This window comes from Candidatus Nitronereus thalassa (genome assembly GCF_032191465.1).
Taxonomy (GTDB): domain Bacteria; phylum Nitrospirota; class Nitrospiria; order Nitrospirales; family UBA8639; genus Nitronereus; species Nitronereus thalassa.
This window is the reverse complement of sequence record NZ_JAQOUE010000001.1, coordinates 3,058,660-3,085,507: the sequence shown is the minus strand read 5'-3', so window position 1 is coordinate 3,085,507 and position 26,848 is coordinate 3,058,660. Positions and strand designations below refer to the sequence as shown.

Here is a 26,848-nt window from a genome sequence, read left to right as displayed (position 1 = left end):
CCAAATCCAACACGACTTAAGCATAATGAACAGAGACTGTCATGGGTGCTCCCTCAGGAGGAATTACGTACATCCACCAAAATTTGGGGAGGATGCCTTTCCCACCCAAGAACGCTATGATCCTAGGGGATACCTATTCAGAACACACAAGAGAGGGAGGAGTAGGGACTCGTTGACCAAAGAGGGTAGAGGCCGAAGCTTCGGCTACCGTGACCGGCACCAAGTCCCCGGGTTTTGTGGGAAAATCCGGCTTTTGCCACACAACCGTGACATTGCTTTCCGTATGGCCCATCCATTGTCCTGCTGATTTCTTGGCGGGTCCTTCAATGAGCACCTCAACGGTCTTTCCAATGAGACATTGATTTAGTTTAGTGGAAACGGACTTCTGAAACTCGATGAGTTCCTTGACTCTGTCGGTTTTGACTTGATCGGGGACATCATCCGGGTATTTGCGGCTGGCAATCGTGTGTTTTCGCTCGGAATACTTAAATATATAGGCGGCCTGAAACTCTACTTCTTTCACCAAGTCATACGTTTCCTGATACTCAGCATCGGTTTCCGAACAAAACCCACAAATCACATCGGTACTCAAGGAAATATCCCCATGCCGTCGGATATCATCGACAAGGGCCAGAAAGTCTTTTCGCGTGTAGCATCGTCCCATTAATTCAAGAATTCGATCATTCCCGGCTTGTAGCGGCAAATGAATATGTCGACACACGCGTGGGTGTTGCGCCACGGCCTCCAATAGAGACGGAGGAAAATCTTTGGGATGAGGTGACGTAAAACGAACACGTTCAATGCCTGGAATATCCGCCACCGCCGTGAGCAACCTGGCAAAATCCCAGCCAGCAGAGGCATACGAATTCACGTTCTGCCCAAGAAGGGTAATTTGTTTATACCCCTGTGAGACTAGCCCTCGGGCTTCTTCGAGAATACCCTCTGGGATTCGAGACCGTTCACGGCCGCGAGTATAGGGCACCACACAAAACGAACAAAAATTATCGCAACCCCGCATCACCGCAATCCAGCCATTCACCCCCGGCCGGCGTTCTGGCAGGATATATTCATATGTTTCATATTCGGAAAGATCGACCGCTAGACTTTTTTCCTGTTGCACCAGGGCCCGAGTCAACAACTCTGGCAATTGTCGATAGGCATCAGGCCCCACCAGAACATCAATCACCGGATCCGTCTCCATCAATTCTTTTTTTAAATTCTGCGCCATACACCCAAGGACTCCCACAACCACCTTGCGCTCTCGCTTCATCACCCGGCAGTCACCCAAATGCCCATACACTCGATTGTGGGCATTTTCTCGAATGGCGCAGGTATTCATGAGAACCACGTCTGCCTGATTTTGATCTCCCGTGAACGTGAATCCGGTTTTCGTGAGAAGCGACCGGACCAATTCCGTATCATATTCGTTCATCTGGCAACCGAAGGTTTCAATATAGACTTGATAAGGCATGCTCACAAACCCTCAAATACTGCGAAATAACCTTTTTACTGCCCAACTTGGATTGACTTCCGGGGAACAGAAACTGAGGCCAAGCCTTTATTGTGAACCATGGGGATGACATCCTTGGAAATTATGTGATTTTGATCCCGCACTATATGTCCCAACGCGGCTTCCCCTATCGTTCCGGTGAGATGAACGGCATGAATCTCATTCGCGGATACTGTGGTACTGGGTACACGAACGCGAATAAAGTTATCCGTAAGACCCGACCACCAGCCTGGTCCTTCAGCAGATTCGAATAACACAGATACCCGTTGATCAACAAACCGATGATAAAATTCGGCTCGCTTTTCCCGAGAAAGTTCGGAAAGATTTTTACTCCGCGACTTTATCGTTTTGGAAGCCACTGTGTTCTCCAAACGAGTAGCAGCCGTTCCAGGGCGAGCTGAATAACTGAAGACATGAAAATAGGCCAAAGGAAGATCAACCACAACCGCACGAGTATTGGCAAATTGCTCTTCACTCTCCCCTGGAAATCCCACCATAAGGTCCGTACCAATGCATACATCAGGTATTTTTTGGGCGGCATGGTGAACCCAATCGCTATAATCTTTCACCGTGTACCGACGATTCATGGCTTGTAAAATCCCATTATCTCCACTTTGAAGAGGCACGTGTAAAAATCGACATAGCTTGGAGGAGGATGCCATGTACTCGAGCAACGCCTCAGGAATCGTCGTCGGCTCGATGGAGGAAATGCGAATTCGAGCCAAACCCTGAATCAATTCCAATCGTTGGAGAAGGTCAATAATTCCCGAGCTTCCACTAGCAAATTGCCCAACATTGACCCCTGTTAACACAACTTCCTTATGGCCACGAGCTACAAGTTGTTCCGCCTCCCGAATGGCATCATCAATCTGCCGGCTTCGTTCCCGACCACGTGCAAAGGGAATGAGGCAAAACGAGCACATGAAATTACATCCGTCCTGAATCTTAAGATTCGCGCGCGTGGTCGAATACTCACCCACCCCTTCCTGTTCAAAGTCATCTCGATCAATCGTCCCAGAATGCACCACAGCCGGAGAAGCGGACTTTCCGGTGAGTGCCTCAGGCCTTACGTAATCCGGCAAGTTCATTTTAAACTGATTCCCCAACACCAAATCGACTCCTGGTATGGCTTGCAACGCTTGCACGCCAGTCTGGGCATAACACCCGGTGACCGCGACAAATGCTTGCGGAGATTGGCGTAAGGTCCGTCGCACGGCCCGTCGGCAATCCACCTCCGCACCCTCCGTAACGGAACAGGTGTTGAGTACGAGCAAATCTGTCGGCTCTCCAAACTTTACCTGCTCGTAACCGAGGCGTTGAAAGCGGTCCACAAGAACAGCGGTTTCCGATTGGTTCAACCGACATCCAATAGTATGAAAGGTCACTTTTTTCATGGGACGAACCAAAACAAATAATCGGAAGCCATTATAGAAAACCCCCTAAGGAATGGACAACCTTGATTGTCAATACCCTCAAAAATAATTGCCGGAAGAACGTCCATAGGTTACACTGGGTGAAATGACCTCAATAGGTTCCTCGTGACTCCATCTTGAGATTTGGGAGAACGATTATGAAGAAAACCTGGAGCATCTCCGTTGCCTTCTTGACCTTCATTCTGAGCCTTTCCTCACTCGCCTTGTCCCAACCGCGCCTTCCGAGTGAACCCGACGAAGAGACCCGCCTCGAAGAAATCTACGATCATGAGGCACGCATGGTCCTATTCCTTTATTCCTTGGAAGGCACAGATAAGGTGGATTATGTGGTCGGACGGAAGGTCTGGGATCATCAGCGCAGCGTCTATGGAAATCCGGTTTATTACCTTGAAAACTATCCGTTATTTTATTGGTGGAATCATACCATGTATAACGACCCAGAACAGGACGGGGTCAATGGAAATGAGCTGGTGTATAAAGAAGAAGTAGATTTTGATTCCAGTCGATACAAACCTTGCCTATTCAACGGTCAGCCTTGTTAGGCCAACACAATTCGATAGTGTTCCCTCACCCTAGACACATTCCCAAATTGCCATTTTGTTTCTTGATTTTTTACCTTAGAAACCCTGCGGTCCCACGTAAGGCATTTCGAATTTCCTCAGGATTTTTCATCAACACACTAAGGAAAAGGTGACATGAGTTTGTAATCCGTGTTTAATAACCTCCAACCTTTTATGCTCCACTAAAACCCTTATCAGCCCCAGAGCCCTGTCACTCCATTATGGCCTTGATTGACCAAACGGGAAAACAGACCCCCTCCATCCTGACCCGCTTGTTGACCCTGAGACTGCTTCCGGGTCAAATCGTGGCACTGGCCGCTGCGGCTCTTATTCTTCTTGGATCTCTCCTATTAATGCTTCCGGCAGCAACCCCACCTACCGTGAATATTCGATTTATTGATGCATTATTTACTGCAACCTCGGCCGTATGTGTCACCGGACTCGTCGTTTTGGATACACCCACGGAGTTTACCGTTTTCGGGCAGTTAGTCATTCTGATGCTAATTCAAATTGGAGGGTTGGGCTATGCCCTTATGGCTACCATGATCCTCCTAGCTCTGGGGCATCGGATTGGGCTTCGGGATCGGATGATGCTTGCAGAAACCTTAAGCGTCACTGACATTGGAGAATCCGTGAGATACGTCAAAATCGTGGCCATTGTCACGGTATTTCTTGAGGGATTTGGAGCCATTCTCCTCACATTACGGTTTTCTCAGGATATGAGCTGGGGCCAAGCGTTATATGCTGGAATCTTTCATTCCATTTCGGCCTTTAATAATGCTGGATTTGCCTTATTTTCCAATAGTCTTATTTCCTATCAATCCGACTTTTCTATCAATATGATTGTTACCATTTTAGTGATTTTCGGAAGTATTGGATTTATAGTTTTTCAAGATCTTTGGGATAATTTCACAGCCAGACGATTCCGCTTTCAAACGCATACCAAACTCGTCGTCGTAGTTACGCTCGTCCTACTCGTATCCGGCACCTTAGGGATAATGATTCTGGAATGGAATAATCCTCGGACCTTTGGCCCCTTGAGCCTGGGTGAACGGTTCGCGGTCGCTCATTTCCATACGGTTTCTCGCACGGCAGGATTTACTACGATAAATATTGGGGATATGGAAGATGCGACCCTTTATTTCCTCATATTACTCATGACGGTTGGTGGGTCACCCGGCAGTATGTCCGGTGGCATCAAAACCACCACATTTGCCATTATTTGGTTGACGATATGGGCGGTACTCTGGAGAAAAGTTGACGTGGAAGTATTTCACCGTCGAATTCCCCCGGACTTGATCATTAGAGCTTTTGTTCTGTGCATTCTTGCCTTTACGGCCATTACCCTGTTCACGCTCCTTTTAGATTTTTCCGAAGAACGGCCGTTTTTAAGGATTATGTTTGAAGTGACCTCCGCGATGGGGATTGTCGGCATGTCCTTTGGTGATGGAGGTAGCCGGAGTCTCTCGGCACTACTGACAGATTTTGGAAAAGTCGTAATTATCATGTCTATGCTGCTTGGCCGATTTGGCCCCTTGCTTATTGGACTGTTCGCCGTCAAAACATCCACTCCTGTCCGTTACCGCTATCCCGAGTCCAAAGTCCTGATTGGTTAACCCATCCCCCCACTCTTCAGGAAATTCAGGTATTCTAGTAACACGCCCTCCCTACTTCGCCCGGCGCTGCAGCACTAAAACAAAGGCCATCAAGGTGGGCAAGGGGGCCACAAAAAATGGAACCATCCACACCCAGATATTTTTCCCGCGAACCCGCGCTTGATCAAACATCCACACAAACACCCACACGAGCAACAAAAAATAGTTCAACGCCATCCAGTGTGTGGTTCGGGTTGCCAACAGGCTGGCTTCTCCACCAGAGGAGGTCACCCAAAAGACCACCTCTAATATTCCAAATAACACCAATAATGAAATAACGATGCGCTTACTCCAAACATACATGGTTTCTCTCCTTACAATGTTTTATCGCGAGCCCGCCCCACCAAGATAGAGGAATAGGACTTCCCCTTTATTATTCCACTAGCATAGTCTGAACTGGTGAAAAAAATCGAGAACGGCTCCCCACGGTTCTTGTCCAACAAATGGTGGTCTAGTCCTTCCAACTCCTAATAAAGTTACAAGCACATCTAAAACCGTCATTTTTGGTGATGAGGGGTGTCAGCCACGAACTCAAAACCTCATGGGTTTGCCTTAACACTCCTGTTTTGGGGAACGTGGGTTTTTGCCCACAAAAAGGTTTTGGGATTTAGGGTTCCCTTTAGAGATTAAATTGGATTTCCCCACATTTTTCCTTACGGAAAAGTCCACTCGAAAAAATAATTTTTCATTCATAAGATCACAGCTGTGGATAGAAAAAATCACCCACCTTATTCCTGTGGATAACTGTAAATTTTCATTCACAACGCATTGAGATTTTTTGTGTTTTTTTGTTCACAGCCTATTCACCGTTATCCCCACCATAGTTCCAAAAAACACAATATTTAGTATTGACAATTTATTTTAGCCGCTATAGATTGTGCCTCCTCATCGTTAGCTTCCTTCCGGATTCAATCAGAAGGTATACTCGAATGTTATTGAAATCCAAGGCCTTCCATCAGTTACGGTTTGACCGTTTTTTCACCACGGAACAAGGAGGATTGGCTTGAAAATCGAGCGCCGTTTTACTCAGCGGGGTCACAGCCCTTATCAAAACATTCCTTTTTCGACCCGGTCCTCAGAAATTCGCAACCCCGATGGCTCTGTGGTGTTTCAGCTTGAGGATATCCAGGCCCCGGAACAATGGTCTCAGTTAGCCGTAGATATTTTAGCGCAAAAGTATTTCAGGAAGGCTGGGATTCCCCAGGTTGACGAAGATGGAGCACCGCAACTGGATACAGCTGGAAAGCCGGTGACGGGTTGTGAACGGGATGCTCGTCAGGTATTCCATCGACTGGCCGGCTGCTGGACCCAATGGGGGAAAACCCATGGCTATTTCGATACCGAGGAGGACGGCCAAGCGTTTTATGATGAGTTATGCTTTATGTTAGCCAAGCAAATGGCCGCTCCCAATTCGCCGCAATGGTTTAATACCGGCCTTCATTTCGCTTATGGACTTTCGGGACCTTCCCAGGGGCATTTTTATGTCGATCCTCACACCAAACGGGTGAACCGTTCGAAAAACGCCTATGAACGTCCTCAAGTCCATGCGTGCTTTATCCAATCCGTATCCGACGATCTCGTCAATGAAGGCGGCATTATGGACTTATGGGTTCGGGAAGCCAGGCTCTTCAAATACGGTTCGGGAACCGGCACCAATTTCTCTAAACTCAGAGGGGATGCCGAACCTTTATCCGGCGGTGGAAAGTCCTCTGGACTGATGTCCTTCCTTCGTATTGGGGACCGTGCTGCTGGCGCAATCAAATCCGGGGGCACGACTCGCCGTGCCGCCAAAATGGTCTGCCTGGATCTTGATCATCCTGACATTGAAGAATTCATCAACTGGAAGGTCATCGAAGAGCAGAAGGTCGCGGCCATGGTCACCGGATCAAAGGTCTGCGCTCAGCGGCTTAATGCCGTGCTTCAAGCCTGCCACATTCGACCCGGGGATTCGGTCTCGTCGCTGGAACTTGACCCCCAACGTAATCCCGGTCTCAAGCAAGCTATCAAAGCAGCTCGTGAATCGACGGTCCCCGAACCCTATATTCAACGGATGTTTGCTTACGCCCAAGAAGGGTTTACCCATTTTGTCTTTCACGAATACAACACAAATTGGGATAGCAAAGCCTACCAGACCGTATCCGGACAAAACTCCAATAACAGCATTCGTGTGCCCAATGCGTTTTTTGACGCATTGGATCAGGATGCCGACTGGATTTTAACGCAACGAACGGATGGCAAACCCATCAAAACGATCAAAGCCAAAGAATTGTGGAAACAAATTTCTTGGGCCGCCTGGATTTGTGCCGATCCCGGGATTCAATACGACACCACCATCAACGAATGGCATACCTGTCCGGAAGATGGACGCATCAATGCCTCTAACCCTTGCAGCGAGTACATGTTTCTGGATGACACGGCCTGCAATTTAGCGTCGCTCAATCTGGGAACCTTCATGACTCCCCAAGGGGAATTTGACATTCCGGCCTACCAGCATGCGATTCGATTGTGGACGATCGTGTTAGAAATTAGCGTGCTCATGGCTGGATTCCCGAGCAAGGCCATTGCGGAAAAAAGTTTTATCTTTCGAACCTTGGGGTTGGGCTATGCCAACTTAGGTTCGCTCCTCATGCGTCAAGGCATTCCCTATGGCTCACCCAAAGCCTTGGCCATTTGTGGTGCACTCACAGCTATTCTCACCGGAGAATCTTATGCGACCTCCGCGGAAATGGCTGCAGAGCTTGGACCATTCCCAGGCTATGCCAAAAACCGTGAATCCATGTTGCGGGTCATGCGAAATCATAGACGAGCCGCCTATGCCGCCCCAAAAGAAGATTACGAAGGGTTAACGATCACCCCCATGAGTATCGATGAAATCGAAGCGCCTGCCGATCTACTAGCCGCCGCTCGAGAAACATGGGATCGAGCCGTGACTTTGGGAGAGGCACATGGATATCGAAATGCTCAATCCACTGTCATTGCTCCCACTGGCACCATCGGATTAGTTATGGATTGCGATACCACGGGTATTGAACCCGACTTTGCCTTAGTCAAGTTCAAGAAACTTGCGGGCGGTGGATACTTTAAGATCATCAACCAAAGTCTTCCGCCCGCCTTAAAAAAGCTCGGGTACACTCAAGAACAGATTCACGACATCATTACCTATGCCACAGGCACTCGCACATTAAAACAATCTCCGTTTATCAATCATGAATCCCTGATGGCCAAAGGGTTTAACCCAGAAGCCTTGGAGCGCATCGAAGCGACCCTTGATGGAGCCTTCGAAATTCAGTTTGCCTTCAATAAATGGACATTAGGCGAAGATTTTTGCCGAAACCGGCTCGGGCTGACCGATGACCAACTCAACGACCCGAAGTTCAATATGCTCAAAGAACTTGGGTTTACTCAAGAAGAGATTCTTGCAGCCAATGACTTTTGTTGTGGAACCATGACCGTGGAAGGTGCGCCACATCTTCAACCAGAGCACTTGCCTGTGTTCGATTGCGCAAATCGCTGTGGACGAATCGGCAAACGAAGCATCTCCACAGATGCCCATATTTATACCATGGCTGCGGCGCAACCATTTATTAGCGGCGCCATTAGCAAAACCATCAATATGCCTGGAGAATCCACCGTCCATGATGTTGAAAACGCCTATTATGTAGGCTGGAAAAACATGCTGAAAGCGGTGGCCCTCTATCGTGACGGGTCTAAACTGAGCCAGCCGCTGAATGCCTCAAGTGATGCCGGGGAAACTGAAGAATATTCCGACGACATCTTAAATAAAGCCCAACAGGTGACGGAGCGGATAATGGTTCGCTATCTGGCCAAACGTCGGCCACTACCGACTCGGCGAGGCGGTTATACGCAAAAAGCAAATCTTGGGGGACACAAGATCTATCTTCGGACCGGGGAATATGAAGATGGCACGTTGGGAGAGATTTTCCTCGACATGCACAAGGAAGGAGCAGCCTTCCGTAGCTTAATGAATTGCTTTGCCATTGCCATTTCCTTGGGACTCCAACATGGGGTTCCCCTCGAAGAATTTGTCGAAGCCTTCCTGTTCACGCGGTTTGAACCCAATGGACCAGTCAAGCTCAATGACCGCATCAAAATGTCGACCTCAATCATCGATTATATTTTCCGCGAACTCGCCATCACCTATCTCGATCGGACCGACCTGCAACAGGTAAGACCCGAAGACCTTCGGGGAGACTCCGTCAAAAAAGATCCCGAATGCACGGATGACGAACCTGCGGACCCAAGAACCATTACTTCGGCTACCATCAGCCCCGAACTGTTTCCATCAAGACGTGGAAATAAAAATGGCCAACATGGCAATGGCAAAGGGCATGGCAAGGTTTCTCAAAAAATCGAAATGAAACGAGAATCTGTCACATACACAGCAGAGATGAATACGGCTTATCAAACCGGATATGAAGGGGATCCTTGTCTGGAGTGCAAGCAATTTAAATTGGTACGAAACGGAATGTGTTTAGTCTGTAGAAATTGTGGCGCAACTACCGGGTGCTCATAAATATTGTGCCTGCATAACTAGCTGCGAAAGGACCGAAGAGTGAACACAGCACGAGTCGAGAAATCAGACATCGAACGCGAGTGGCATGCTCGCGGATTCAGTTGCGGCATTTGGATTGATCATGCTGGCCGGGTCTGGCAAGACGATAGGCACGATTCCGATGAATTATTCATGGCCATCGCGGGGGAATTGGAAATTGAAATGGAAGGCCAATGTATTCGACCTCAGATTGGGGAAGAAGTGTTGATTCCAGCCCGCGTCCCTCATACGGTCAAAAACGTCGGAAAGAAAACTGCACGCTGGCTCTATGGTCTCAAGACAGCAATCTAGTTTTTCTTTATTGAACCTGGGACCATATCAGCTTTCACTTTCTCCACAACTTCTCCATCTTTTTTTTCACTAGTTCCATCCTGCACACATCGAAACCCTATGGTCAGATCATTCGCCTCAATGGGAAATTTGGGTTCGGCACTCGCCCGAGATGTCACCCGAAGACGCGCCGGGGGATCTTCCCACGAACCTCCACGATAGACTTTCCGGTCCCCTTCTGCTGGCCCCTGAGGATTTTTCTTGGGGCTCTCTTCGTAATAGCTTCGGTCATACCAATCAGCAACCCATTCAGAGGCATTTCCCGCCATATGATACAACCCGTAAGGACTTTTGGTGCCCTGTTTCAATCCATGGCGAATACTCATCCCGGACGTTCCGCTCGTCACCGAGGCAAGCGTCGTTTTATAACTTACCCACCCTGTCGTACCTAGATTGTACCGTGCAATATCCACAAAAGGCTGCATGTGCCCCCAGGGATAGCGACGCCCATCAGTTCCTCGAGCAGCTTTTTCCCATTCAGCTTCCGTTGGTAAGCGCTTGCCAGCCCATTCGCAATAGGCCTTGGCACTGGACCACGCCATGCCCACTGCAGGTCGATCCTTGGCTTCCTCTAACGCGGCGCCATCATCCCAGAGAGGAGGCAGGTCATGATACGTTTCATCTAAAAACGCTTGATATCGTTCCATCGTCACTTCAAATTGATCGATAAAATAGCTATCTAAATACACCATATGTTCCGGCCGTTCATTTCTTGGGCCATCATTCGCGCCCATCAAAAATTCACCTTCGGGAATTTTAATCATGGGTGCACCATCTTTTCCATTGATCATTTCAAATTGAGATTCGATCGGCGGTTCATCGGACTCATACTTCCATTCAGCCGCAACCGGCAATCCTCCAAACGCCAAAATCAAACTTCCCATGGTCAGGGTTACCCACACCCCTGTTTTTATTGATGATACCCTCTGCATGGATTCCTCCTTACCTCACAAAACCCAGGGAAATGATGAATGTTTAGAACGGTTATTGAACGGGGACTTCTCGGCTTACCCTCAAAATCAGGATCTTCCCCATTGTACAAATCAAAATTTTGGATCACAACCAAGCGGGCCATCCCAGCCCTCCAATTCTATGGCTCAAAACCCATTAGACAAAAAAAGAGCCGCTGAAACTCAGTCCAGCGGCTTTGTATAGTGGCGTCCCCAGCGGGATTTGAACCCGCGTTGCCGCCTTGAAAGGGCGGCGTCCTAGGCCAGACTAGACGATGGGGACAGTATGGACTTCCTCAGAAATGAAGGGGTCATGGTAACAAAGGGGTCTTTCCTCGTCAAACAAACGATAAAGTTTTTGGCCTCAGACAGCTTATTTGAGCCAATCTCTCAATGTTCACAAAAAAAGGCATGGAGTGGGTCGATAAGCCGGATTCTGTCCCATGTATCAATACATGAGGGTGATCATGTCTCTGGAACCCACGTTACCGTAGGCTTCTAGCAACCTACCCGGGAACTTCGGCCGGGCCGACCTCTCTCGAACATGATGGTAAATTCTTCACCCAGAAGGGCCTCAAGCATGAGGATGAAGAATACCCCGTTCGGTTCGTTCCCCTATTTGGTCTTGCTCCGGGTGATGCTTGCCCTGCCATTCATGTCGCCATGAATGCGGTGGGCTCTTACCCCACCATTTCACCCTTACCTGAGAGGATCTCGAAAGACCCAGTCACTGGCGGTATGTTTTCTGTGGCGCTCATGTCGGATTGCTCCGCCTGGGCGTTACCCAGCACCCTGCCCTGTGGAGTCCGGACTTTCCTCCCATTCCCTGGCCCACGCAGGAATAAGCGATCACCTAACCCACTCCATGGATCCTTTAAATTTATCCTATGCCGATTGAGAGGAAACAAGCAATATCATTTAATGGAGAGCAAAAGGGGCAGGAACTGTGGGGCTAGGTATCGGCGCCTCCCTGAGCATTGGAAAACTCTGGCACTTCTTCTAGGAGGTCTTCGGAATACAGAATCCTAAAACAATAGGGGCAAGTCAACAATTGGTCGGCTCGTTTGACATCGGCCACCAATTGAGGAGGAACCTGTAATTGACACCCGCCACAAGTCCCCCCACGAATGGGTGCCACCACGCGAATTTTGAGCGTGGTTTTGAGAGCGGTATATCGTTTGTACACAGGTTTTTCCAAAAGGGGCAACACTTTTTCTTTTTCTGTCTTTAACTCGCCGAGTTCCTTATCGAGTTCAAGAGCTTTGGCTTCCAATTGTGCATTTTCCTGGTGATACGATTGGGATGCTTCCTCCACCAGTTGTTGCACTTCCTGTAGTTCCTTTTGTTTTTCTTCGATTCGCTCCATAGCCATCAGAACCCTCTCTTCAAGAGAATCCTTCTTTTTTTTGGCCAAGTCGATTTCAAATAAATGTGCCTGGTATTCCTTATTCGACTTGAGCTCCATGAGTCGAGTACGAAGTTTTTGCACATGGCTTTCATGCTCTTCCAGATCTTGCTCTCCACTCCGACGGTCAGCCGTCGCTTTGGCAATCACGGCATTAAGTTCCTCCAAACGTGAATTGGCTTGGTCCAAGGGGAGACGCGCCTCAGTCAGGAGGACTGGAATCTGTTGCCGTTCTACATCTAATTGATGAATTTTCAAATCGAACTGTTGAAGCTGGACAAGGAGGGACAGTTGCGGGTTCAAGAACACCTCTATTGGGTCGAGAGAAGGCCTATTTCAATTAAAGTCTACCTTACCGAATCTCACTATAAAAGATCAAAGATGGTGGGCCCACCAGGACTTGAACCTGGGACCAACGGATTATGAGTCCGCCGCTCTAACCAACTGAGCTATGGGCCCGGCAAAAACCCATGCAGAATAAAGTGTGGTGGGCCACTGGTCAAGGAAAGAATCTGGTCAATGCCAAGCGTCCCCTGCCCATGATCGTATTCACGTCAGGCAACACAATTTGCGGATTAAAAACCTTCGGCAAAACTCCGTAATTTTTTGCTCCGTGTAGGATGGCGCAGCTTGCGCAACGCCTTGGCTTCAATCTGCCGAATCCGTTCACGCGTGACATCAAAGTCCTGCCCCACTTCCTCGAGCGTATGGTCCGTGGCCTCGCCGATCCCAAACCGCTTGCGAAGTACTTTTTCCTCTCGTGGAGTCAATGTGCTGAGAGATGTTGAAATTTGTCGCTGCAAATCATAGCGGGTCGCCGCCTCTAAGGGAGAGACGGCCTTCTTATCTTCGATGAAATCTCCCAAATGACTATCCTCTTCCTCTCCAATCGGCGTCTCCAGTGAGATCGGCTCCTTCGCAATCTTTAAGATCTTCCGCACCTTCTCCAGCGGCATTTCCATCCGCTCCCCAATCTCCTCTGGCGTCGGCTCCCGCCCTAACTGCTGCACCAGGTGCCGTGAGGTTCGGACGAGCTTATTGATTGTCTCGATCATGTGCACTGGTACACGAATTGTTCTGGCTTGATCGGCAATCGCACGCGTGATCGCCTGCCGAATCCACCACGTCGCATACGTACTGAATTTATATCCCCGCTGATACTCAAACTTATCCACCGCCTTCATCAACCCGACATTGCCTTCTTGAATCAAGTCCAAAAATTGGAGCCCCCGATTCGTGTATTTCTTGGCAATACTCACCACCAGCCGCAGATTGGCTTCAATCAATTCCGCCTTTCCCCGCTTCATCTTCTCTTCCGCACGCTCAAGGATCAGAAACGCACCTTTGAATTCCACGGCAGGCAGTAAGACTTCTTCTTGTTCGATTCGCCGCATCGTTCCGAGGGCTTCCTGAAAAGCCACCCTCAACTTTTCTAAGGCTTCATCACTGTAACCAGTCTTACGTCGTACAGTGGCGTAGACCGAACGCTCTCGTCCCATCCGTCGGATAATTTTTATGGCTTCAGGCCTAGGCTTTCCAATCCGCCGGCAACAATCCTCCACGACCCGCTCGGCACTCCGTAGCGAAATCCCCTTCTCTTTAATCCGACGCAACAACTCTTCCCGCACTTCAGGTTGCAAGTTCAATGCTTCCAGCCGTTCGACAATCTGTAATTGAATGCTCTGGAGCTGCTTAGCCAGACGGGCCTGCTGAGCTTGGGGCGCTTTCCGTCGCTTGGCATAGAGGGTCAGCAAGCTTTTACCCAACCGTCGGGTTTTTTCAAGCTCTGCCAAGGTACGCACCTTTAATTCTTCTTCATCTTGATCGTCTTCAACCTCTTCTTCGTCAAGCTCTTCCTCTTCCGTCGCCTCTTGGACAAAGACCAAGTCCCGAACGCGCAATTCGCCTTTCTTCATGGCCAGTCGCAGCGCATCCAGATAGGTCAGGGTCATGGGCATCCCGGCCACAGCCAAGGCTAATTCATGCTTGCCCTCTTCGATCCGTTTGGCTAACTCGATTTCCCCTTCGCGACTCAACAACGAAACACTGCCCATTTCGCGCAAATAGAGTCGCACCGGATCATCGGTCCGACTTAAATCACCAGGGGTAAGATCGATCTCTCGTTCGTTGTCATCCGAAGACCCTTCTCGCTCATCAGGACGTTCGTCATCTCTTGCCAAATCATTAGAGGGAGAGGATTGAGACGAAGCCTTCCGAGAGCCAACTTCAGGACTCTCTTGATCCTGTGCTTCCATCGCCATGACCAAATTCGTAAAATGGGTAGCGGATGATACAATGGCCTGAACTGCGGACTTCATCGGCTTCGATGGAGTCCGTTTTTTCTTTTTCTCAAAAGCTAGAACCACTTTCGATGTCCTCGACAGTTTGGTTTTCGCCATAAACCGTCCTCTCGTTAGGTTAGGCTTGAGGAGAAATAGCGAGCCCGGCCTTTTGCTCGCGCAAGGAATCTATCTCTGCATTAATTTCAGCAATTTGTTCGACATGATGTTCACGTTCCGCGATGCGGAGCCGCGCAATCAATTCATCCAAGGTGGTTTTAAGACGTCGTCGTTCCAAGACGTTCAGGCAACCTTTTACGTAATCCCGACAATCATCGAAATGTTGTTCAGACACCGATAATTGAGCCACCAAGGCCGAAAAGTCTTGATTCATTGCGGCTTCGGCCAGAAGGGCTTCCGAGTCAAAAACTCCATCCTGATTGACATGGGCCAAACTCATGGTCACAAGACGGCGATACTCAGGATTGAGAAAATCCTCAGGGCGCAACGCCAAAATTTGATCAGGCTCAATCATGCCTTGTATCAATAGCGTGACTAAGTCACGTTCTTCCCTGCTTCCTTTTTGGTCTTGAACCCGGCCCCTGGCCGGAAGATTCGGCGACGATTGTTGCCGAGAGTCACGAGAGACCTGCCGCGCTAGCAGCACAGGAGAACGTTGCATGAGAAGGGACTGTGAGATCCCTAATCGCTCGGCCACCTGTTTAAAATATTCTTCTTTTTCTATCGGGTGAGATACTTTGGCCAAAATACGGAGCACGTCATCAACCCGTCTCGTCCGTTCTTCCACCGAAGCTTTCGTCGCCCCTTCGAGGCATTGTTCCACGGCAAATTCGACTAAAGGGCGGGCTTGCTGTTGGAGGGCCAACACCTGATCACCCCCATGCGCTCTCACATACGAATCTGGATCTTCTCCTGCCGGCAAACGGACGACTTTGACCGTGACGCCGGTATTGATGAACACATCCATGGTTCGCAAAGTCGCCCCGAGTCCAGCGGCATCGCCATCAAACATTAAGACCACATTTTTCACAAAGCGACGGAGCAACGACACATGCTCCGCGGTCAGTGCTGTCCCCAACGGAGCCACCGCATGACGAATGCCATGCTGATGCAGCACCATCACGTCAAAGTATCCTTCGACAATTAACAAGTTATTGAGTTGGCTTGCCGCCTCACGCGCGCGATCCATACCGAACAAATTTCGCCCTTTGTTAAAAAGTGGCGTTTCCGGGGAATTCAAATATTTCGGGGTTCCCTCTTCGAGAATCCTCCCGCCAAAGGCTATCACGTTTCCGCGTAAATCCATAATTGGAACCATCACGCGTGAACGAAACCGATCATAATATCCATCTCGTTTTGATTCTCCTGATGTACTTGGCTGTTTAGCCACGACCAAACCAGCCTGAAGCAGATCGGCGGCCTTTGCTCCATTTTTACAAAGGTAGTGCAACAATCCATCCCAGGAAGGGAGTGCATACCCAACTCCAAAATCCTTTACCGTGTCCAATGCCAAACCACGGTCTTGGAGATACGTTAATGCTCCTTGCCCTTGAGTGGATTCATGAAGATTTTGTTGAAACCAGGCATGGGCAAGACGATGGAGATGCTCTAGGGTTTTTCGTTGATCACGGTCGAATCCCGAGGTGCGCTGGATGGAAGTCGTAGGGAGTTCGATGCCTGCTTGTTGAGCCAGCTCATTCACAGCTTCCACAAAACTGAATCGCTCTCTATTCATGAGGAAGGAAAAGACATCGCCCCCTGTACCGCAACCAAAGCAGTAAAACATCTGCTTTCCAGGGTTCACATTAAAGGAGGGGGTCTTTTCGTTGTGAAAGGGGCAAAGGCCCCGATGGTTCTGGCCGACTTTGGACAAGGTGACATAGCGGGATACGACATCCACGATATCAACCGTGTCACGGATTTGTTGGAGCGTGGTAGGTGGAATTCCACCCCGATCGGTTGCCAAGGCTCTTCCCTAAGGCCTCTCCGCTAACCAGCTTTGTGAAGGGCAGATTCTTTGTAAGTGATTGTAAAATAAAGACAATTTATCGAACTATAACAAGGGGCGAAAAACAAGTCAACTGCTCGCTTGAAGGAAAAATGATTTGGAATCATCCACAGGGGCATCACGCCCAAACTTAGCCATCATGGATTTCATGCCACTGCCTATGACTCTGACTTCTTCTTGAAGCCAGACCGACCAAACCGCCGGCCCAACTCGGCCTGAACATCTGTAAATGGTACACCGCAATGCCCGAGAGTCACCATGGTATGAAACAAAAGATCTGCCACTTCATAGACAATTTCTTCTTGGTTATGATTTTTAACTGCCAACAAGACTTCGCCTGCCTCTTCGGTAACTTTTTTCAATACCCGATCGTCACCCCCTTGCAATAGCGACGCGACATAAGACTCAGCTTTTGGGTCGAGTTTTCTGGTCAACACCATCTCATACAGCAAGTCGAGTATCGTCCCATTGGCATCTTCGGTTTTTGGCTCCGTGCGTATACCTGTTTCCGATATTTCAGAAAAAAAGCAAGACCGGCTTCCTGTATGACAAGTCGGTCCCATGGGTTCGGCTTTCACTAGCAAAGTATCACCATCGCAATCAACAAAAAGTCGTTTCAACTGCAGATGATTCCCGGACTCCTCTCCCTTTTGCCATAACCGTTCACGCTTGCGACTCCAAAAATGGACAAATTTGGTTTCCAGGGTACGATCCAATGCTTCCTGATTCATAAACCCCATCATGAGAACCGTTCCCGTTCTCCAATCTTGAACCACGGCAGGAATGAGTCCCTGGCTATCAAACTTGAGCTGGTCCACGATTTGCTTTTTTGCCTCACTGGAAATGCTAGGCATTACCACTCACTTGTCGAATGGGAACCCCCCGATGCCTAAGATAGATTTTTGCTTCAGACACGGTATACGTTCGGAAATGAAAAATTGAGGCAGCAAGCACCGCATCAGCCTTCCCAATGGCAAGGGCATCATAGAGATGCTCCAATGTCCCTGCGCCACCAGAAGCAATCACGGGAATTGACACTGCATCGGACACCGTCGCCGTGAGCGGAAGATCATACCCACCCTGCTGACCGTCTTGATCCATACTTGTGAGCAAAATTTCTCCCGCACCTTTAGCTTCCATTTGCCTGGCCCATTCAATCGCATCGAGACCAGTTGGATTTCGTCCGCCATGGGTAAAGATTTCCCATCGCGGTTGGGACGCTGTTGCAGAAGAAACCTGTTTGGCATCTACGGCCACGACAATACATTGGGTCCCGAATCGATTGGCTGCCTCGGTGACAAACTCGGGACTTCGAACTGCCGCGGTATTGATACTGACTTTATCTGCTCCGGCATTGAGCAATTGCCGAATGTCATCGATGGTTCGAACGCCTCCACCTACCGTCAAAGGCATGAACGCTTGTTCGGCAGTGCGAGATACAACATCAAGGAGAATCCCTCGATCTTCATGCGAGGCCGTAATATCCAAGAAACAGAGTTCGTCAGCCCCCGCTTGATCATACAGTTTTGCGACTTCAACGGGATCGCCCGCGTCACGAAGATTGACAAAAGACACGCCTTTGACGACTCGACCATCTTTGACATCCAGACATGGAATGATTCGCTTGGTCAACATGGAACTGAGGACGCAGCTTCCATGGCGGCCGACAAGGTCAATGTTCCCTCGTAAAGCGCTTTCCCAACGATCACACCGCAAATATTTGGACCTAATTTTTTCACGGCGTGAATATCTTCCACCCTCGTCACTCCACCTGACGCAATTACGGGAAATGGCGAATTCCGCGCCGCATGCTCCAACGCCGGTAAATTGGGACCGTCGAGCATACCATCTCGACTGATCTCCGTAAAAATCACCCCGGACAGCGCATAGGGTTTCAGAGATTGAAACACATCTTCAGGGGTAGAGTCAGACACGTTCGTCCAACCATGGACGGCCACCATCCCATCTTTCACATCCACACCAATCAAAATACGGTCGGGAAATTCTCGACTCGCCTCTTCTAGTAACGATGGATCTTCTAAGACCGCGGTTCCCAGCACAACCTTGCTGACGCCATGTGACAAATACTCCCGAATGGTATCTAAGGAACGGATTCCACCGCCTACTTGCACCGGGATGGAAATGGCTTGAGTAATAGCCAAAACATGATCAAAATTTTTTGGTTTGCCATCCACCGCGCCATTCAAATCTACCACATGAAGTCGTTGCGCACCCAAACCTTCCCAGTGTTGGGCCATTGCCGGAGGGTCTTGAGAATAGGAGGTCTCCTGATTCATATCACCTTGTCGCAAACGAACACACCGTCCGTCTTTTAAGTCGATAGCTGGAATGACAACCATACTCATGAGGCTCTTTAGGACTTCCCTATCGGCAGACGTTGCATGACTCGCTTGACTCCTGACCGGGCTAATTCTTCAGCGGTGACCCATTTTCCGCCACGCTCCACCATTCCTTGAAAATCTTCGGTGAAGGGTTTTTGTTCTTCGAAGTAATCGCCCATCCAGACCACGGTCCCATCTTTGGCATTGATCACTTGCACATCGAAGCCGACCGCTGCGGGAATAGCTGCAAATGTCTTCCCGGCACGCTCACGATAGACCCGCACTTGACCAACCAGGACCACGTCCAGGGATAAAGCTTTCCCTAATTCCTGTGCCAGCTGTTGGGCCTTCATTCGTGAATACTTCAGGTTGGATCTTTGAAAGAACTGAGTTATTTCATTGGGAGAAATAACTTTTACCCCAGGTCGAAGTCTCAAATTGGCGAATACCATGTCGGTCACTTTTTCTTCGGCTCCAGAAGGAACGGAAATTTTCGAGACCTCGGACCGATGAGGAATGGGACCAGGTGACGTAGAAAATGAAGGTTGAATATCGGAATTTCCCACATCCGGTGGCGGAAGTTTCCCCACCGCTTGAGAAACGCCTGGAGCCCCTTCTGCCGCCGTAAAGGGAACCACCCCGATAACGGTTATGGAGGTTGGAGAAAACGTGGGATGGGTTTTTACCGAAACCGTATCAGGCGCACAGCCGATGAGGCCTAGCACCATAACCCATGCCACCTGTCGGCCTAAACCGACTCCTCTCTTCCGTTCATCTCTTGTAATTTTTGAGAACACCTTCATCAATTCCATGCTCCAAAGTTACGAAGAAGTTGAAGCCCAATACGTTGGCTTTTTTCCGGATGGAATTGGCAAGCGAAAATATTATCTCTGGCAATGCTAGAAACAAAGGGAATGCCATAAGTTGTTTCTGTACAGATAATTTCAGCCTCGACCGGTTCGACATAATACGAATGCACGAAATATACAAACGAATCTTGAGGAATTTCCTTTAAGAGGGGACTAGGAATACGAGCCTGGACAGTGTTCCATCCCATATGAGGAATTTTCAGCCCTTTCCCTTGGCCTTCCGAAAAGTAAAAACGTTTCACCCTTCCCTTCAAAATATCCAATCCCTGGTGTGAGCCAAACTCATCACTTTCTGTAAATAACACTTGAAGTCCCAAACAAATTCCCAAAAATGGTTTTCCTTGGGAAATGGAACGACGGATCGGCTCTACAAGTCCGAACCGTTTCAAATTATTCACGCAATCACCAAACGCCCCGACCCCAGGTAAGACCATATGCGAAGCCCGATCTAAGACGGTGGGGTCTCGTGTCACCACAGCATCACACCCAACGGCTTCGAAGGCCTTATGCACACTCCGGAGGTTTCCCATTTCATAATCAACGATGGCAATCATAAGTCAGAACTCGTGAAACGAATCTCGTATCTCGTTAAAGAAAGAATCTCAGGAATAATCTTGCCTAACGTATAGTATCTATGGGGATTTCTTATTGTTTCACGAGACTCAAGAGACGAAATACGAGATACTTTCTTCTACAACGAGCCTTTCGTGGACAGAACACCTGATACCCTATCATCTATCATGGTCGCTTGGTCGAGGGCCTTAGCAAACGCCTTAAACACCGCCTCGATAATATGGTGCGAGTTGCGTCCATATTTCACGTTCACATGAAGATTTAAGGCTCCGGTGCTAACCAAGGCTTGGAAAAAATCTTCAAATAATCCCAAATCAAAGTCTTTTACCTGTCGGTGGGGAAATTCTACGTTGTAGACGAGAAACGGCCGACCACTCAGATCAACCACCACTTCCGCCAGCGTCTCATCAAGCGGGACAATAGCCCAACCAAAACGACGGATTTTTGTTTTTTCCCCTAAAGCCTCTTTGAGGGCCGAACCTAACACGATCCCGATATCCTCCACCGTATGATGATGATCGATCTCGGTATCGCCCTTGGCTTCCACGACCAAATCGAACAACCCATGCTTGGCCAACAGGTTCAGCATGTGATCCACAAAGGGAATGGTGGTATTGACCTTCCCTGTCCCCGTCCCATCCAAACTCCATTCCACATGCACAGACGATTCGGAAGTCGTTCGATTAACTTTGGCACTCCGAGAATTTTTTGACATGGTCACTCACTCCGACTTTCAATGGAACGGGCATGGGCTTGCAGACCTTCCATGCCTGCCAGGCAAGTCACATGCGCCTGAACCTCTTTGAGCTGCTTTTGGTTATACATCACAATATTGGTCTTCTTCACGAAATCATCCAAGGACAACGCGGAGAAAAATCGGGCTGACCCTCCTGTTGGAAGCACGTGGTTGGGACCGGCCACATAATCCGCCACGGCAGGAGGAGTATGAGGACCAACAAAAATTGCCCCGGCATGTCGGACTTTTTTTACAGCCTCCAAGGGACGCTTCACCAACAACTCGAGATGTTCGGCGGCAATGGCATTGGCCACGTCGAATGCCTGCTCCATGGTTGAGGTCACAAACGCTATAGCATACTGCCTTACGGAATGGGTGGCAATCTGTTTACGACTGAGCTTGGGTAATTGCTTGGCGACCTCCCTGACCACAGCTTTGGCAACTCTCAGCGAAGTCGTCACAAGATAGACGCGTGCCTCTTCATCATGTTCGGCTTCGCAGAGCAAATCAGCGGCACAATGCAACGGGTTGGCGGTTTCATCCGCAACCACCAATAATTCGCTAGGCCCCGCGATCATGTCGATATCGACTGTTCCATAAACCACCCGTTTGGCGGCAGCCACATACATATTGCCTGGCCCAACAATTTTGTCGGTTTTGGGGATTGTCCGAGTTCCATAGGCCATCGCCCCTACAGCCTGGACACCACCGATACGATAAATTTCATCAACCCCAGCGATATCGGCGGCAGCGAGAAGATAAGGATGAATTTCACCACTGGTCGTCGGCGTACACATGATCACTCGACCAACACCCGCAACCTTGGCGGGAATGGCATTCATCAAGACGGTCGATGGATACAGGGCCTTTCCTCCTGGCACATAGAGCCCGACCACATCCAGTGGGGTGATCATTTGCCCAAGTTTGACGCCTTTGTCCGTATGCACCCAAGTTTTCGTGCGCTGACGTTCGTGAAACGACCGAATACGTTTCGCGGCGAATCGAAGTGAGTTTCTCTCGGATATAGAAAGGTATTTATAGGCATGCACGATCTCCTCTCTGCGTACCTTAATTCCACGAGGGGTGAGGCGAAGACCGTCAAACTGCTTTACATATCGACAGACTGCGGCATCGCCTCCACGCTCGACCGCCTGAAGAATCTGCTTGACCCGCCCCTCAATCTTGGCATTTTGTTGGGAGCCACGACGGCATACCTGATCGAGGGTTTTTTTAAACTCACGATCTTTAGAGGAAATAATTTTCATCAACTGCCTAACATTGCATGGTTTTGGGACGGCATTTCTTCAACCGTTCAATCATTTGAGAAATTACTCGATGTTTCATCTTGAGGCTGGCCCGATTCACAATCAACCGTGCGGTAGACCATTCAATTACCTCAGTCTCCTTCAAGTTATTTGCTTTCAATGTTTGACCGCTGGAGACCAAATCTACGATGCGATCAGCTAACCCCACGAGCGGCGCCAATTCCATTGACCCGTACAATTTAATGATTTCTACAGGGATACCCTTTTGGTTAAAATACCGTTCGGTAATATTGGGATATTTAGTAGCCACACGCAGCTTGGACGATAAGCGAGTCGAACCTTCACAATCCTGAAGCCCCGCCACGGCAATACGGCATCCACCAATCCGTAGGTCCAACGGTTCATGGACGTCGCTCCGCTGTTCCAGGAGCAAATCTTTTCCGGCAATCCCAACATCGGCTGCCCCATACTCCACGTATGTCGGCACATCCGTTGGACGAACGATGAGAAAGGTGAGACCCGATTGCGGGACTTCAAAAATCAACCGCCTGGGATCTGCATCCAAATCAGGGCCAGCATATCCCGCTTGGCGAAAAAGTTCGATCGTTGGATCAAGCAACTTTCCTTTGGATAGCGCCACAATGACCGTTTCACTCATACGGATGAGGGCTCCCGTTTCACCAGGGCGCCTAACCCTTGCAGCTTATCTTCCATGCGTTCATACCCACGTTCGAGGTGATACACTCTCGTAATATGAGTGTCACCCTCCGCAGCCAACCCGGCCAAGATCAAGCCAGCACTAGCCCGAAGATCTGAAGCCATGACTGGTGCGCCGGTTAATTGTGACACGCCTTTCACCACCGCTCTGGACCCATCCACGGTAATAGACGCGCCCATTCGTTGAAGTTCGGACACATGAAGGAATCGCCCCTCGAACACATTTTCCGTTATCACACTCGTCCCATCAGCCACGCACATCATGGCCATCATCTGGGCTTGCAAATCCGTGGGGAACCCAGGATAGGGAAAGGTTTGCACATCCAACGCCTGGATCCTTTTTGGAGCTTTGACTCTCACGGAATTTGGCGTCTCCAACACTTCGGCTCCCGACTCTCGCAGCTTGGAAGTCAGTAAATCCAAATGTCCGGGAATACAATCACTCACCTCGACATCACCGCCCGTCACCATTCCTGCGATCAAATAGGTTCCCGTTTCTATGCGATCAGGCATCACGGAATATTCCGTTTCCTGGAGCTTCGTGACCCCTTCGATGACAATATGGCTCGAGCCAGCACCTGAAACATTCGCTCCTCGTCTATTCAGAAATTTGGCCAAATCTTCGATTTCCGGTTCCATCGCCGCATTATTAATAATTGTCGTTCCCTTTGCCAAACAGGCTGCCATCATGAGGTTTTCCGTTCCAGTCACTGTCGGGGTTTCCAAATCGATCCGTTCACCTTTAAGCCCCGAGGCATGCGCACGGATATATCCGTGTTCAAGTTCAATCGTCGCACCGAGTTTTTTGAGTCCATCCAAATGTAGATTCACCGGTCTTTGACCAATAGCACATCCTCCTGGAAGGGAAACCACGGCCTCCCCAAAACGTGCCAACAAGGGTCCCAAAACCAGCACGGAGGCACGCATGGTTTTGACAAGATCATACGGTGCTTCGAGGGACTGAACCGTATCCGTATTAATCACCACCTGGTTTCTATCTTGCTTAACCGTCGCTCCCAATAGCCCAAGCAAGGTGTTCATGGTGGCAACATCACGAACCAAGGGGAGGTTGGTCACCTGACAATCACCACCCCCAAGAAGCGTGGATGCCAAAATTGGCAAGGCCGCGTTTTTCGCTCCGGCCGCTCGGACCTGACCCCGTAAAGGGCGCCTTCCTGTGATGGTGATTTGCGTCAAGACGTTCGAGAAGGGTTAACCCTTCCGCTCCAGAGAAATGACCCGTTCAATACCCGCATTGTCGGGACGAATGTTTCGGATGTTCCAAGTCGATAGATGTTTGACATCTTCACAGATAGACGAGGCCTGCCCTTCCCCAAATTCCAACACCAACCATCCTCCAGGTGGTAACATGAGCAACGCTTCACGGAGGAGTCGTCGGTAAAACATCAACCCATCGGACCCTCCATCAAGAGCCAAGTGGGGCTCATAGTCTCGAACCTCACTGGGCAGGCAGTCTAGTTGTCCAGTCGGGATATACGGAGGATTTGCCACTAAAACGGAAATTTCCGCGGCACGCTCCGGCATGGCATTAAAAGGTTCAAGCAAATCCCCATGTAGAAACGTGATACGATCTTGAACCTTGTGGCGACTGGCATTGTGTTTTGCCAATTCCAACGCCACTTCGGAACAATCCGTAGCGTAAATCATCGCTCCAGGAATCTCTTTGGCCAGAGCAACAGCAAGGCAGCCAGATCCTGTCCCAATATCAGCTATTTGAAGATGATCCCGATTCAACGGAAGGGAATGAACCTCGTCTAGAATAAGTTCCGTTTCTGGCCGTGGAATGAGTCCCCCCGGTCGCACAGACATATCCAACCCTCGAAATTCTTGAGTGCCGAGTATGTATTGAAGGGGCTCTCCCTCCGCCCTCCTGCTTAATACGTGCGTGGCCTCCGTCCAGGACGAATCATTCAACAAGGTATGAGGTTTGACGTGAATATCTAATCTCGAAATTCCCAAGGTGGCTTCCAGCAACCACACCGTTTCATTTGCGGCATTGGCCACTCCAGCCGTGGATAAACAGGCCACACCTTCTCGAAATGCAGAGGCATAGGTCATTGGGCTTTCCTTAGAAATGACTGGAGGCCTTGAAATGTTCATGGTATTGGAAGTGATCATGCGCTTAGGATTTTGTCACGCTGTCTGCGCGAAGTGATTCCACTTCGCTTGCCGCTTTTAAGGCTTCGACCAATTCATCAAGGTCGCCATCAAGAATCGCTTCTAATTTATGAAGGCTTACACCGATTCGATGATCAGTGATTCGATTTTGCGGATAGTTATAGGTGCGTATTTTTTCACTCCGCTCTCCGGTGCCCACTTGAGACCGTCGATGTTCGGCGATCGAGGCTTCCTGTTTTGCGCGTTCAGCATCCGCGATTCTAGAACGTAACGTGCGCATGGCTTTTTCCCGGTTCTTTAATTGTGATCGCTCATCTTGGCAAGAGACCACGACGCCCGTAGGAATGTGCGTAATTCGCACTGCCGAATACGTAGTATTGACACTCTGACCACCAGCGCCCGATGAGCAAAAGGTATCGATGCGCAAATCTTTGGGATCAATGTGGACATCGACTTCTTCGACTTCAGGCATAACGGCCACTGTCGCTGTGGAGGTATGAATACGCCCGCTGGCTTCGGTTGTCGGAACACGTTGCACCCGATGCACGCCGCTTTCATACCGAAAACATCCGTAGGCACCTTTTCCCTCAACAAGGAAGACCGCTTCCTTAAATCCGCCGATCCCCGTCTCGCTGGAATCAACCATTTCGATGCGCAGCCCTTTTTTCTCCGCATACCTCGTATACATCCGCAACAACGCCCCTGCAAACAACGCCGCCTCTTCTCCTCCAGTCCCCGCACGAATTTCGATAAATGAGTTTTTATCATCTTCCGCATTTTTAGGATGGAGTAATTCTAACGCTTGCTGCTCTAACTGCTGGCATTGAGTTTGGAGGGAAAGAAGCTCCTCCTCTCCCATCTTTCGAAGTTCGGGGTCGAGTTGGGGATCGCCCAACATGCGAGTGGTATTCTGAACCTCTTTGAGCAAGGCTTGGTGTCGAAAGAATAGTTCGCTCGTCTCTTCGAGCTCGGCCCGCTCTTTATTGACCGCCACTAAGACCGTCGGTTGACTCAATACGACCGGATCGGCCAATTGATGGGTGAGGTTTTCATAGCGATTAGCCACAGCCTCCCATTGGGACAGCCATCCCTCGACACGAACATCATCCTTCTGATTTCCGGACATAGGATTAGTTGAGTGGAAATACGATGCGGTTGCGCAAACGTTGGACGAGAGGCCAAAGCCTCGAAGTACCTGAGGGAATTACGCCTTGGCCTTTTTCGCGTACTTCTTCTTGAATCGCTCCACCCGTCCTTCTGTATCCATAAGCTTTTGGGTCCCGGTAAAGAAGGGATGGCAACTGGAGCAAATATCGACTTTCAAATCTCCGACCGTGGAACGGGTCTGAAATTTTGATCCACATGCACAACTCACTGTCGCCTCACGATAATCCGGATGAATACCTGCTTTCATGACAATAGGTCTCCCTTACACGAATGTCCGAACCTGGGGGTTTACCCAGTATGTGTACCATGAATGACG

The 26,848-nt window shown here is 49.4% G+C and carries 23 protein-coding genes, 2 tRNA genes and 1 other RNA gene; 4 read left to right on the top strand and 22 right to left on the bottom strand.

The annotated features are described in order from the left end of the window. Window positions 1-133 precede the first annotated feature (133 nt). Together miaB and mtaB are read right to left on the bottom strand one after the other, a co-directional pair. On the bottom strand, window positions 134-1,471 hold the full coding sequence (gene miaB / locus PPG34_RS13875; protein WP_313834008.1) for a tRNA (N6-isopentenyl adenosine(37)-C2)-methylthiotransferase MiaB: 1,338 nt from the start codon (window positions 1,469-1,471) through the stop codon (window positions 134-136). 35 nt (window positions 1,472-1,506) lie between these two features. After that, window positions 1,507-2,904 (bottom strand): tRNA (N(6)-L-threonylcarbamoyladenosine(37)-C(2))-methylthiotransferase MtaB, encoded by a 1,398-nt coding sequence (gene mtaB, locus PPG34_RS13870; protein WP_313834007.1) that lies wholly within the window; start codon window positions 2,902-2,904, stop codon window positions 1,507-1,509. Between the two features lie 176 nt (window positions 2,905-3,080). Here mtaB and PPG34_RS13865 point away from each other — a divergent pair, with 176 nt between their 5' ends. Further along, complete coding sequence (locus PPG34_RS13865; RefSeq protein WP_313834006.1) at window positions 3,081-3,485, top strand: hypothetical protein; 405 nt, start codon at window positions 3,081-3,083, stop codon at window positions 3,483-3,485. A gap of 239 nt (window positions 3,486-3,724) precedes the next feature. Beyond that, a complete protein-coding gene (locus tag PPG34_RS13860) occupies window positions 3,725-5,119 on the top strand; it encodes a TrkH family potassium uptake protein (protein ID WP_313834005.1) in 1,395 nt (464 codons plus the stop codon). Between the two features lie 51 nt (window positions 5,120-5,170). On the opposite strand, the gene PPG34_RS13855 is transcribed toward PPG34_RS13860, so the two are convergent. Beyond that, window positions 5,171-5,461 (bottom strand): hypothetical protein, encoded by a 291-nt coding sequence (locus PPG34_RS13855; RefSeq protein ID WP_313834004.1) that lies wholly within the window; start codon window positions 5,459-5,461, stop codon window positions 5,171-5,173. Window positions 5,462-6,161: 700 nt separating this feature from the next. Here PPG34_RS13855 and PPG34_RS13850 point away from each other — a divergent pair. Both PPG34_RS13850 and PPG34_RS13845 read left to right on the top strand, forming a co-directional pair. Next, on the top strand, window positions 6,162-9,692 hold the full coding sequence (locus PPG34_RS13850) for a vitamin B12-dependent ribonucleotide reductase (RefSeq protein ID WP_313834003.1): 3,531 nt from the start codon (window positions 6,162-6,164) through the stop codon (window positions 9,690-9,692). A 39-nt stretch (window positions 9,693-9,731) separates the two neighbouring features. Next, window positions 9,732-10,022 (top strand): cupin domain-containing protein, encoded by a 291-nt coding sequence (locus PPG34_RS13845; protein ID WP_313834002.1) that lies wholly within the window; start codon window positions 9,732-9,734, stop codon window positions 10,020-10,022. Here the strand turns inward: PPG34_RS13845 and PPG34_RS13840 are convergent. The 19 genes from PPG34_RS13840 to rpmE all read right to left on the bottom strand — a co-directional run bounded on the left by PPG34_RS13840 (window position 10,019) and on the right by rpmE (window position 26,779). Next, entirely contained in the window at window positions 10,019-10,993 is a 975-nt protein-coding gene (locus tag PPG34_RS13840) for a formylglycine-generating enzyme family protein (protein ID WP_313834001.1), read from the bottom strand. The two genes, PPG34_RS13845 and PPG34_RS13840, sit on opposite strands and share 4 nt — an antisense overlap. 223 nt (window positions 10,994-11,216) lie before the next feature. Continuing rightward, a tRNA-Glu gene (locus PPG34_RS13835) sits at window positions 11,217-11,294 on the bottom strand. 126 nt (window positions 11,295-11,420) lie between these two features. Then, an RNA gene (rnpB, locus tag PPG34_RS13830) (RNase P RNA component class A) lies at window positions 11,421-11,876 on the bottom strand. Between the two features lie 87 nt (window positions 11,877-11,963). Next, entirely contained in the window at window positions 11,964-12,719 is a 756-nt protein-coding gene (locus PPG34_RS13825) for a zinc ribbon domain-containing protein (protein WP_313834000.1), read from the bottom strand. Between the two features lie 79 nt (window positions 12,720-12,798). After that, a tRNA-Ile gene (locus tag PPG34_RS13820) sits at window positions 12,799-12,875 on the bottom strand. A 116-nt stretch (window positions 12,876-12,991) separates the two neighbouring features. Continuing rightward, on the bottom strand, window positions 12,992-14,815 hold the full coding sequence (gene rpoD, locus PPG34_RS13815; protein WP_313833999.1) for an RNA polymerase sigma factor RpoD: 1,824 nt from the start codon (window positions 14,813-14,815) through the stop codon (window positions 12,992-12,994). Window positions 14,816-14,834: 19 nt separating this feature from the next. Further along, on the bottom strand, window positions 14,835-16,682 hold the full coding sequence (dnaG, locus tag PPG34_RS13810; protein WP_313833998.1) for a DNA primase: 1,848 nt from the start codon (window positions 16,680-16,682) through the stop codon (window positions 14,835-14,837). Window positions 16,683-16,882: 200 nt separating this feature from the next. Further along, window positions 16,883-17,578 carry a bifunctional phosphoribosyl-AMP cyclohydrolase/phosphoribosyl-ATP diphosphatase HisIE gene (gene hisIE, locus PPG34_RS13805; RefSeq protein WP_313833997.1) on the bottom strand — a complete coding sequence of 232 codons (696 nt, stop codon included), beginning with the start codon at window positions 17,576-17,578 and terminating at the stop codon, window positions 16,883-16,885. Continuing rightward, entirely contained in the window at window positions 17,571-18,359 is a 789-nt protein-coding gene (gene hisF / locus PPG34_RS13800; protein ID WP_313833996.1) for an imidazole glycerol phosphate synthase subunit HisF, read from the bottom strand. The genes hisIE and hisF overlap by 8 nt, the downstream gene beginning before the upstream one ends. After that, the gene (gene hisA, locus PPG34_RS13795; RefSeq protein ID WP_313833995.1) at window positions 18,353-19,090 is read right to left on the bottom strand and encodes a 1-(5-phosphoribosyl)-5-[(5-phosphoribosylamino)methylideneamino]imidazole-4-carboxamide isomerase; all 738 of its coding nucleotides are present in this window, start codon (window positions 19,088-19,090) and stop codon (window positions 18,353-18,355) included. Before hisA ends, hisF begins: the two co-directional genes overlap by 7 nt. A gap of 8 nt (window positions 19,091-19,098) precedes the next feature. Continuing rightward, complete coding sequence (locus tag PPG34_RS13790; RefSeq protein ID WP_313833994.1) at window positions 19,099-19,869, bottom strand: hypothetical protein; 771 nt, start codon at window positions 19,867-19,869, stop codon at window positions 19,099-19,101. Then, window positions 19,869-20,489, bottom strand: a complete 621-nt coding sequence (gene hisH, locus PPG34_RS13785) for an imidazole glycerol phosphate synthase subunit HisH (RefSeq protein ID WP_313833993.1) — start codon at window positions 20,487-20,489, stop codon at window positions 19,869-19,871. The genes PPG34_RS13790 and hisH overlap by 1 nt, the downstream gene beginning before the upstream one ends. A 137-nt stretch (window positions 20,490-20,626) precedes the next feature. Further along, entirely contained in the window at window positions 20,627-21,223 is a 597-nt protein-coding gene (hisB, locus tag PPG34_RS13780) for an imidazoleglycerol-phosphate dehydratase HisB (protein WP_313833992.1), read from the bottom strand. A gap of 2 nt (window positions 21,224-21,225) precedes the next feature. Next, window positions 21,226-22,509 carry a histidinol dehydrogenase gene (gene hisD / locus PPG34_RS13775; RefSeq protein ID WP_313833991.1) on the bottom strand — a complete coding sequence of 428 codons (1,284 nt, stop codon included), beginning with the start codon at window positions 22,507-22,509 and terminating at the stop codon, window positions 21,226-21,228. Window positions 22,510-22,516: 7 nt separating this feature from the next. Then, window positions 22,517-23,167, bottom strand: coding sequence for an ATP phosphoribosyltransferase (gene hisG, locus PPG34_RS13770; protein ID WP_313833990.1), 651 nt, complete (start codon window positions 23,165-23,167; stop codon window positions 22,517-22,519). Continuing rightward, window positions 23,164-24,423, bottom strand: coding sequence for a UDP-N-acetylglucosamine 1-carboxyvinyltransferase (gene murA / locus PPG34_RS13765; RefSeq protein ID WP_313833989.1), 1,260 nt, complete (start codon window positions 24,421-24,423; stop codon window positions 23,164-23,166). The genes hisG and murA overlap by 4 nt, the downstream gene beginning before the upstream one ends. Before the next feature lie 15 nt (window positions 24,424-24,438). Then, entirely contained in the window at window positions 24,439-25,305 is an 867-nt protein-coding gene (gene prmC / locus PPG34_RS13760; protein ID WP_313833988.1) for a peptide chain release factor N(5)-glutamine methyltransferase, read from the bottom strand. A gap of 64 nt (window positions 25,306-25,369) precedes the next feature. Further along, entirely contained in the window at window positions 25,370-26,491 is a 1,122-nt protein-coding gene (gene prfA / locus PPG34_RS13755; protein WP_313833987.1) for a peptide chain release factor 1, read from the bottom strand. A gap of 78 nt (window positions 26,492-26,569) precedes the next feature. Next, window positions 26,570-26,779, bottom strand: coding sequence for a 50S ribosomal protein L31 (gene rpmE, locus PPG34_RS13750; RefSeq protein WP_313833986.1), 210 nt, complete (start codon window positions 26,777-26,779; stop codon window positions 26,570-26,572). Window positions 26,780-26,848: the final 69 nt, after the last annotated feature.